This is a genomic window from uncultured Campylobacter sp. (genome assembly GCF_938030815.1).
GTDB lineage: Bacteria > Campylobacterota > Campylobacteria > Campylobacterales > Campylobacteraceae > Campylobacter_B.
This window is the reverse complement of the sequence record NZ_CALHII010000107.1, coordinates 1-6,332: the sequence shown is the minus strand read 5'-3', so window position 1 is coordinate 6,332 and position 6,332 is coordinate 1. Positions and strand designations below refer to the sequence as shown.

Annotated in this window: 6 protein-coding genes; 1 reads left to right on the top strand and 5 read right to left on the bottom strand. The window is 48.3% G+C overall.

The annotated features are described in order from the left end of the window. Nucleotides 1–337: 337 nt before the first annotated feature. The 5 genes from Q0277_RS03785 to Q0277_RS03765 form a co-directional block, all read right to left on the bottom strand. Entirely contained in the window at nucleotides 338–1,396 is a 1,059-nt protein-coding gene (locus Q0277_RS03785; protein WP_297995776.1) for a hypothetical protein, read from the bottom strand. An 84-nt stretch (nucleotides 1,397–1,480) separates the two neighbouring features. Continuing rightward, complete coding sequence (locus tag Q0277_RS03780) at nucleotides 1,481–2,776, bottom strand: cytochrome C (RefSeq protein WP_297995778.1); 1,296 nt, start codon at nucleotides 2,774–2,776, stop codon at nucleotides 1,481–1,483. Between the two features lie 267 nt (nucleotides 2,777–3,043). After that, nucleotides 3,044–3,610, bottom strand: a complete 567-nt coding sequence (locus tag Q0277_RS03775) for a cytidylate kinase-like family protein (RefSeq protein ID WP_005873246.1) — start codon at nucleotides 3,608–3,610, stop codon at nucleotides 3,044–3,046. A gap of 9 nt (nucleotides 3,611–3,619) precedes the next feature. Continuing rightward, nucleotides 3,620–4,312 carry an LrgB family protein gene (locus Q0277_RS03770; protein WP_005873245.1) on the bottom strand — a complete coding sequence of 231 codons (693 nt, stop codon included), beginning with the start codon at nucleotides 4,310–4,312 and terminating at the stop codon, nucleotides 3,620–3,622. Further along, entirely contained in the window at nucleotides 4,309–4,767 is a 459-nt protein-coding gene (locus Q0277_RS03765; RefSeq protein WP_297941677.1) for a CidA/LrgA family protein, read from the bottom strand. The genes Q0277_RS03770 and Q0277_RS03765 overlap by 4 nt, the downstream gene beginning before the upstream one ends. Before the next feature lie 180 nt (nucleotides 4,768–4,947). On the opposite strand from Q0277_RS03765, the gene Q0277_RS03760 reads away from it, so the two are divergent. Beyond that, a complete protein-coding gene (locus tag Q0277_RS03760; RefSeq protein ID WP_297995774.1) occupies nucleotides 4,948–6,009 on the top strand; it encodes an MMPL family transporter in 1,062 nt (353 codons plus the stop codon). The last annotated feature ends 323 nt before the right edge of the window (nucleotides 6,010–6,332 follow it).

The following is a 6,332-nucleotide window of genomic DNA, read 5'->3' as shown; positions in this document are numbered from 1 at the left end:
AGTTTCTTAATCGGTGCGCTTTGCGCCGAAGCCAACGCAAAATTTTATCGCTGCAAATTTGCGCTGCAAACCTCGCAAATTTTACTAAAATTTACTGCTAAATCGCCAAAATTTATATTGCAAGCTCACGGCTCGCTCAATTTTACCGCGTGTCGGCGAAATGGTAAAACCGAACGAAAAGCGTGCGGCGCGGCAAATTTTAAATTTATTTTACGCGGCGTAGAATTTTAAAATTTATTTTCTGCGATAGCGCAAAATTTCAAATTTATCTGCCGCAAAAAACAGAGTCCATTACCGTCTAAGTCGCAAATTTTAGTAGCGGTAAAAACCAAAGTCGCTACCGCTTAAAGTCGTGGATTTCGATATTTGCGCCGTATTTTTTGCAAAGCTCGCTTACCTTTTCTTTTAGCCTTTCCTCGTCATAGCAAATTAGATCGATGTATGCGTGTCTCTGTCCGGTTGCGCCGCCGATTATCTCTAGAAATGAGCTGCAGCTTTCTAGCTCCTCGTCCTCGATCTTGTTTCGCAGATCAAAGCCCTCCTGCACGTCGCCGCCGTTATCAATGCTAAGAAAGCAAAATTTGATACCGAGCTCGAAGGCTTCGTTGTAGATGTCGCGCTCGCCGTTTAGGTACTGATTTACGATGGCCGTTAGGCAGGTGGTGCCCACGATCACGTCCTCGCGCACCTCGCTACCGCGCGGCTCCATCTCGTAGCTGAAAAAATTCTTCAGCGGTTCGCGCGCGGCTTTTTCGCCGAATTTTTCATCGATCAGATCGGCAAATTCGCTTAGCGGCACGCCGTTTTCCTCAGGCCCGGCCAGCACCTCAAGCTCGCCTAGCGTATTTATGATCGCCGTTTCGCCGATCATATTGTCAAGCAGGATAAAGCTAAGGTTATAGGCCTTACCCTCGTCCTGCGCGAGCAAAGCCGCTAGGTTTTCGTTGTAAATTTTAATATCCACATCGCTTTCGTTGAACTGAGCGTAGATCATCGATTCCTCAGCGTTTACGCGCGTACCGTACATCTCAAGTCCGCCGATACCTTGCGGCGCGCGCGGCTTTCCGAGCGTGCAGCGCATCTTGGACTCGAGCTGCTTGGGCATAGCGTTTTTGATAAAGCTTAGCCAAAATAATCGGTGCCTCATACCCTCGGGAGTTAGCGCCAGATCTAGCTTATCGCCCGCAAGCCCCGTCATAAAATAAGGCTCGGCAAGGCAGATGCGAAGCTTTTCGTCGGTCTTTTGCATCGCCTTTTCAAACTCCTTCGCCGCCAAATCGGCCTTGATCTCGTCTATCACGCCGCTAAATTCCGCCCAAAATTTATCCACTCTGCCCGCAAAAGTGCTTGGGATTTGTGCTTTCTCAGCCTTTTTGCCCAAACCGAATAACCCCATAATCTCTCCTTTAATTAAATTTAAACGCAATTATAGCTTAATTTTTTGCGCAGGCTCGGGATTCAAATTTTAAAAACCCCGCTCTCACGTGCACTGAAAGCAACCGCCCAAAACCTCGCATTTCTCGCAGATCTGCACGTATATGACCCCTTCGCCCTGCACCAGCTCGCCGAATGGGATCTGCGCTAGATGCTTCATCGTCCCGCCGCAGCTAGGGCAGCTCAGATACGCGGCATCCTGCACCCACTGCGGATAGCCGCCCACGGTCACGTCAAGCTCGCTAAAGCAGCCGTAAAATGGCGAAACCTCGCCGCTTAGCTTAAATTTCATACAGCTTAGCCGCGCCATATCCTGCTGCGAAAAGTAGCTTTTCTCCATCCCTTCGCCCTCGCAGTGCATCTGCGGCTCGCCGTCCGCGCCGCATTTGCAAAAATATATTACCGAACCGACGCAGGTCGAGCAACAACGAAAGATCGCGTCGTGCTTTAAATTTAAAAATGCAAGCCGCGGATCAGTTGCCTTTAGGCGCAGCATATCGAGTATCTCGCAGCCGCAAAACTCGCACTTTTGCCCCGTAGACCTGCCGATACGTACGGGCTCATCCGCATTTTGGTCTGTGCCTTCGCAGTAGGCATCCTTTGCATTTTCGCTTAAATTTAAACCGCTACTAGCGTCTTTTTGCGCGTCTGATTTGAAATTTGCGCCGCCTTTGAAATTTAAAATTTCACTCATGCCGCTCGCGTTTTTGCTTCGCGCGCCGCCGCTTTCATCTCCGCGCTCGCTAGCGCAGCCATTGTTTTTCTCCGCGCCGTCTCGCGCGCGCACTACCGCGAGGCACTTATCAAAAACGAGCGATTTTCGCTCGCCCGTCTCGTCAAACGCCCATCCGCCGATTTTCGCGTAAAAATCTGTGCCTACGTAGAGCTTTTTGCGCCACGGCCTCGGGTTTTTATACAGCTCGTAAAAGAGCTCGGTCGTCTGCTCACCACCCTGCCACGCAAGCGCGCAAAGAAGGTGATTTAGCACGTTTTTGGAGTTATCTTCTAGCGAGTTTAGTTTTGTTATGAGTGCGTCTTTTACATCCTCTGGCGCACCGAAGTAGAGCTCTGGCGGATAGTAGATCTCCTTTGCCGCCGCAGCTCGCGCGATCCTTGGATCGTGGATATCTAGCAGGCTAAAAAGCGCCCAAAAATCATTGCAAATCTCATCCCATTTTTCGATCTCGTCGATTCGGCCCGCTATTTTTAGGATTATCGCCTCTACTTCGTCCGCGTTTAGGTTTAAAATTTCATCCCGCCTCTGCCTTTGGCTGCACGAGTGGCAGATGCCGTCGAAGTAGATCGTGTTTTCGCCGCATTTTGGGCATAGATGGGCTTTGATTTGCATTTTATCTCCTTAAATTTGGATTTAAATTTCGTCAAATTTTAGCTAAATTTTACTGTTTTGTGGCGATAAAGCGCGGTTTAGAATTTATGTCGCATTGAACGAGAGGCTTTGTAATACAGCTAAATGCGTCATTTACAAATGAAATCTAAGCTGAAAAGAGATGTAAATTTTAAATTACAATAGAAGTAGGGTGGGTTTGCGAGATAAAGTGGAATTCATCTTTGAAAAGATGAATTCCACTTTTGTGCGCTTAGGCGTAAATCACTTTTCAATGTGATGTTTGACCAGATACTCGATGATATTTACCGCATTATCGATGCCACAATACGACGTATCAATGCAGATATTGTAGTTTGCGGACGCGCCCCAGACTTGGTTGGTGTAGTATTGATGAAAGCTCATCCTGCCTGCATCGCTGTTTTCCATATACTCGCGCGCGTCGGTATGGCCCTCTTTTTCTAATCTGGCGAGCTTAAACTCATCGCTCGCACGTAAAAATACCGTCAGCAGATCCGGATGTCCGCGCAAGAAAAATCCCGCGCAGCGTCCAAGCACTATAACGTTGCCGCCCGAGACGATCTTTTCGTAGATTGCTACGATGCGATCGCGCTTCTGCTCATTGGCTAGCTCGTTGTGCGAGATTGCCTGAAGTAGCGTATTTACGGGCATTTCGTTGTAGAACTCATACATCTGCTCGAAGCAGCCAAGCTCGTCTGCTTTGCGAAGCAGATCCGCCTTGGCTAGATAGGTGTAGCCTAAGCGCTCGGCTAGTTTGCGCGCGGTTTCGCGCCCGCCTGCGCCCGTTTGTCTAGCGATCGAGATTATCATATTTTCTCCTTAGATGAAATGTGCAAATATACCGGCACCGATGACGGTAAGAAGTCCCGTAACCGCCATTGCTAAAGACGCCATCGCGCCCTCTACGTCACCGATCTCAAGAGCGCGCGCCGTTCCCATCGCATGGCTCGCGCAGCCTAGGGCGATACCTTTTGCCATCGCCTTTTTGATGCCAAAAATTTTAAGTAGCGCCTCGCCAAATACGCTACCGATGATGCCCGTAGCGATGATGCAGGCCACCGTTAGCGTCACGATGCCGCCTAAGCTTTCGCTGATACCCATACCGATCGGCGCCGTGACGGATTTTGGTAGTAGCGTGACATACATTGTGTGATTTAGCCCAAATATCACGGACATCGCGTAGATGCTGCCTAGCCCTGCGATCATACCCGAAATCAGTCCTGCAAAAATAGCTAAAAAATTACTTCGCAAAAGCGCCAGCTGCTCGTATAGCGGCACGGCTAGACAGACGGTAATAGGCGTTAAGAAAAAGCTAATGTGCGAGGCGCTGGCGTTAAATTTTTCGTATGGAATTTTAAAGAGTAAAAGCACGCAGACGGTAAGCACGATACCGATTAGAAGCGGATTGAAAATAGTTAGCTTAAAGCGCTTTTTTAGATAAAGCCCCAGCTCAAACGAGCCCAGGCACAAAAACACGCCGAAAAAAGCGGAGTTCATTAAAATTTCTCTCATTTTTTATCATCTCCGGATAGAATTTCGCGCTCCAGCTTTGCATCTACGTCCTTTGTATTCATGCCGTCTTGTTCGTGCGCGGCTGCGTAAAGCCTGCGCTTAACGCGGGCGAGGGCGATTTTATAAAAAATTTGCGTTACCGCGCCACTTGCACCGATGACTACTACTGTAGAGACCGCCGTAATCGCGATGATTGCGAAAAGATGCTGACGTAGCGCGTCGCCTGCGATGATGATCGCAGCACCCGCTGGGATGAAGATCACCGGCATAATCTGCATAAAAAACGACACGGTTTCTCTGATCTGCGATACTTTGATGAGTTTGAAGATCAGGGCTAAAAGCATAATGACTAGCCCATAGATGCTAGCGGGAATTGGCACAGGCACGAGTGCCGCCAAAATCTCCGCAACAAAAGATATTCCTAAAATCACACTAAATTGGATTAAGTAGTTCAAAGCTTACCTCGGATTAAAATTTAGCGTTAAATTTAGCACTTTGCAGTTAAAATAGATATTAATCTTTCTAGGTTTGGGCGAAATTTTGCGGCAAATTCTACTCGGCAAAATTCTATCGCGCAAAATTCCGCCACTCAGAATTCTACCGCGGCGGTGCAAAATTCTATTGCAGAAAATTCTATGCCCCAAGGTTCCGCTGCGGCAACACAACCAAGCGACGCCGCAAATTCGGATCAAATCCACGCCGCAAATTTAGAGCAAAATTCCACCGCGAGCGACGATTTTGGCGATTTCGAAGCCGAGTACGCCGCTAACGAAAACAAGCCGCAGTATTGGTTCACTTCCGAAAAGATGCGTATCATCAGCAAAATAGATGATTTTTTGAAGGACAAAAACGTCGCCGGGCACGAGTTTATCGGCAACGTAAGCTCGCTCGCATCGCTTTTAAAGCTCGGCAAGCAGATTAATCAGGGGCGCGATCTGGACGATCTGAGCCTTGCTCTAATCTACTCTGAAATGCCCGCAAACTACCGCGAATTGGTGCTTTCGCCCTTTGTAAATATCGAAGCGAACGAGGCGCACTTTAGCATCCGCACGATAGATAGCGATCCGAATCTTCGCAGAGCGCAATTCCTAGCCGATCTTAAGCGCGATCTGGACTCCCTGCTCGCTAAGGATAACGTCACGGTGCAGATCAGCGGCATAATGGTGCTTTATAACAATATGCTTCAAAGCCTGATGAGCTCGCAGATAGACACCCTGGGTATCACCGTGCTCGTGCTTTTCGTGCTTTTCGTGATCATCTTTCGCTCCTTTTCATACGCGCTTATCGCGATCGTCGTAAATTTAATCCCGCTTTGCGCCTGCTTCGGCATTATGGGGGTTGCGGGCATTCCACTGGATATTATGAGTATCACGATAGCGGCGATTAGCATCGGTATAGGCGTTGACGACGTCATCCACTATATCTATCGCTACAAGCGGGAGTTTACGCGCAGCGGCGACGAGGCTGCGGCGATCCGCGCGAGCCACGCAAGTATCGGATACGCGATGTATTATACGTCGTTTGCGATCATTTTGGGATTCAGCGTGATGATGATGAGTAATTTCTGGCCTACGATCTACTTCGGGCTACTGATATGTTTGGTGATGAGCCTGCTGCTTTTGGGCGCGCTCATAATCCTACCTTCGCTAATAATGAGCCGAAAGGGATTAAAATTTAGCCTCTTTAAAGCTAAATAAATTTTATCTCGCTATAATTCCCGCATTTGGAGAGGATGGCGACCTGGTGGCGTCTGCGGACTTCAAATCCGATAGGAGGGCGGTTGACCGTTTTCCGGGGGGTTCGATTCCCTCCCTCTCTCGCCGAATTCTTTTAAAATTCCATCTTTAAATTTTATCTTTCACGCTTTTAGCCACGTACTTCGCGAATTTATCTCAATTTTCAGCTCTAAATTTATCCGTTATTAAACAGAGATGGAATGTAATGGATTGGAATGGACTCGAATGGAATGGAATGGAATGAACTCAACAGGATTGGAATGGAGTAGACTCAAATGGAATCG

What these genes read in the sequence shown, in the direction of transcription:
- Q0277_RS03785 (WP_297995776.1), bottom strand. Translation starts at nt 1,396, where the DNA reads ATGGGGTTATTCGGTTTGGGCAAAAAGGCTGAGAAAGCACAAATCCCA.
- Q0277_RS03775 (WP_005873246.1), bottom strand. Translation starts at nt 3,610, where the DNA reads ATGATAATCTCGATCGCTAGACAAACGGGCGCAGGCGGGCGCGAAACC.
- Q0277_RS03770 (WP_005873245.1), bottom strand. Translation starts at nt 4,312, where the DNA reads ATGAGAGAAATTTTAATGAACTCCGCTTTTTTCGGCGTGTTTTTGTGC.
- Q0277_RS03760 (WP_297995774.1), top strand. Translation starts at nt 4,948, where the DNA reads ATGCCCCAAGGTTCCGCTGCGGCAACACAACCAAGCGACGCCGCAAAT.